The organism is Candidatus Aquicultor sp., from assembly GCF_054640775.1.
Map to the genome: position 1 here is coordinate 1 of NZ_JBTSLF010000305.1, position 2767 is coordinate 2767.

Genomic DNA, 2767 nt, shown 5'->3' on the forward strand with positions numbered 1-2767 from the left:
CTGTAATCTGAATGCTCACGGAAGAAAGAATGTCGGAAAGCCGTATGAGGGAAAACCTCACGTACGGTTTGATGAGGAGGGGCTGGTTGGTTCCAGCCCTTCACTCTATCAAATAGTAAAACGATACAAAATTATAGTAAAAAAACCACATATGGCCGTAACTCGGGCTGCCTTTGATCGTTGTATCTATTACATAGCAAGCAATCAGTTAGCAACCTGTTCATAGTTTGGACGAAGTAAGGGTTCATATGAGTTCGACAAGCTTTGAGTGTACACGGCTTAACGGTTTTATAGTGATAAAGTTCGGGGGTATTCTTAAGACCTCTAATCTTTACTGCTTGGTGCTGCTAATACGGCGCTACCTTGAGCGATCCATCAACACGATAGTCATTGATGTTTCGGGCGAACTTACCATCTCAGAAGAGGTTAGTTCTTTAGAGAGCAAACCGTTAGATTATCCCGACAACAATATGAAAATTGTCATCATTGGCCCGAGAGAGAATTCAAGGAAGTTTCGCAATATCTTGTCCAAGCACTTTGTTTAGTTTTATAGGGAGCACTTAGAGATTGTTGTGCAGAACGAGGTGACAGTCTCGACAGTAGAGGTCAGTGCAAGCTGACCTTTTTGAGGTTTAACAGAAGTTTTAGCTGTTAAGAAGAACACCGAAATCCAATCCGAAACTTAAGAAGCGACCGCATGATTTTATAGAAAACCTTGTGAAATTGAGTAAAGAGCTGTTCAGCGGCCAAGAAGCTGTTAAGATAACAGTACACATCTTTTTTAGGATAATTTCTAAGATGGTTTATAAAGTAACTTAAGATCGTTTTGAATTACTTAATAAGAATTATTTTGTAGCAGGAAGGGTTGAAGTATGCGAATAGACATAAGGATTATTTCTACGGATGAAGAATTGGGGATGTTTATAATCGGGAAGCACAGGTTTCCGAGCAGGTGGGGAGTGCTTACGCCGGGAAAGGCGCTTGTTAGTTCGGAGAGTCTGATGCCTGAGGAGGGTAACGAGGGGTCTGAGATCATCGACCTTGGCATCGATATTGATGAGGATACTTCGGTTGGTGAGTTTGCCACTTGGCTGTATGATAAATTGGAGGCCCGTGCCGAGAAGATATCGTTTGTCTCTATCGCCGGTAAGGAAGTTTCGATCGATAAGGCTGAGATTCTGCGGGTGATAGAAGAGGCGGTTGGGTAATTTTCTCAAATACACTAGACGAAACACCTGCTTGATAGCGTATAATTAATCAAACGTCGGATACTCATAGGGGTACGGGTGTTATGGTTAAGAAGGTCTTGGTTGCTATAAGCATCCTGTTTTTTCTAGCGGTAAATAGCATTGCTGCGTTCGTTATTGTCGAGCGACAGCATGAGATCGCCCAATTCAAGTTTTTGGTCGAGCAAGCGAAGGCGCTTTCTCGGCTAGATGAGACGATTGCGAAGGACCTGGCGAACACGGATAATGGCCGGGGGCTGGGTGCGGTTGAGGATAAGGCGCCGCAGATCAAGAGCAAGCTTGTCGACCGGGCTGTGGTGACTGATTTGCGGGCGCTCAAATCTAACCTGGTCTTGATTAGCGAGTTTCAGTATGAGCTGGCGCGGTTCGAGGGAAAGAGGAAGTCCGGCAGCCGTGGTTCTAAGTCTGCGCTTAAAGAGAGCGACAAGATGAAGGATGAGGCGTATGAGTTCTTTAAAGCCCACGAGCGCGTTAAGGAGGAGATAGAGCGCTTCTGTAAGAAATGGAAGCTGAGCCCGGGCGACTTTAAAATTAAGGGAAAATTATTTTAGCCACTAGATACATAGAAGAGTAATTACCAAATTATGGTAAAGTCGGGTGTAAATCTGCCGATATAAAATATATGCTTTTGATGCTTGAAAAGCGTTCCACTTTGAATTCTTCGTTCTAACAATCAGCTACTGACGGTTAGCAGGCGGGGATTATTTTTTGCCTGTCTGACCGCACAAATAGTGCAACATGTTTGGTTACATCACAAATCGTACTAATTATTGCCGCAAATTTTATATTCAGTGCATCTCTATGGGGCGCTTAGACTGATTTCAGGCTTTTAGATGATGATTTGTTTTCGATAAGGAGGATTTAGATATGCGGTTTAGATTTTTAAGGAGGGCACGTTCAGCGAGATTGCTGTTGTTTGCTCTAGTATGTGTACTTGTTGCGGGACTCGTATCGAGCGCGAACGCCGCAACCGCGGGGAGGACGGAGCGCGTAAGCGTTTCGAGTATCGGCGAGCAGGGCAATTCGGCAAGCGGTGGTGAAAGCGCATTCTTGTCGGTGAGTGATGATGGGCGCTATGCGGCGTTTGCATCGGCGGCCGGCAACCTTGTGCCGGAGGATACCAATAATAGTTGGGATATTTTTGTGCGTGATCGCATTAAAGGCGAGACCGAGCGGGTTAACGTAACAAATTCGGGTGGGCAGGCTAATGGGTATAGCTTTGACGCCGCTACGAGTGCGGATGGGCGCTTTGTGGCGTTTTCATCGGACGCTAATAATCTCGTAGAAGGTGACAACAATAATAGCACCGATATTTTTGTGCGCGACCGTGTTGCCGGAACGACCGAGCGGGTAAGTGTCTCCAGCTTGGGGGGAGAGGCGACTGGTTGGTGTGGGAATGCCCGCATCAGCGCAGACGGCCGTTATGTGGTGTTTGTTTCGGGTGCAAATAGCTTTATGGAGGGTGACAGTAATGGGTTCTTTGATATTTTTGTCCACGATCGCTCGACAGGCACAACCGA

At 45.9% G+C, this 2767-nt stretch carries 4 protein-coding genes and 1 pseudogene; all 5 read left to right on the forward strand.

Annotated features, from left to right (window positions below; genetic code table 11):
* Positions 1–226 (forward strand): annotated as a pseudogene (locus ACYC56_RS14505) (hypothetical protein); the annotation flags it as partial.
* A 1-nt stretch (position 227) separates the two neighbouring features.
* Positions 228–545: a hypothetical protein gene (locus tag ACYC56_RS14510; protein ID WP_461374883.1), complete on the forward strand. Its 318-nt coding sequence runs from the start codon at positions 228–230 to the stop codon at positions 543–545.
* 327 nt (positions 546–872) lie between these two features.
* A complete protein-coding gene (locus tag ACYC56_RS14515; RefSeq protein ID WP_461374884.1) occupies positions 873–1208 on the forward strand; it encodes a hypothetical protein in 336 nt (111 codons plus the stop codon).
* 83 nt (positions 1209–1291) lie between these two features.
* Positions 1292–1798: a hypothetical protein gene (locus ACYC56_RS14520; protein ID WP_461374885.1), complete on the forward strand. Its 507-nt coding sequence runs from the start codon at positions 1292–1294 to the stop codon at positions 1796–1798.
* Between the two features lie 316 nt (positions 1799–2114).
* On the forward strand, positions 2115–2767 hold a 653-nt coding region (locus tag ACYC56_RS14525; protein ID WP_461374886.1), incomplete at its 3' end, for a TolB family protein.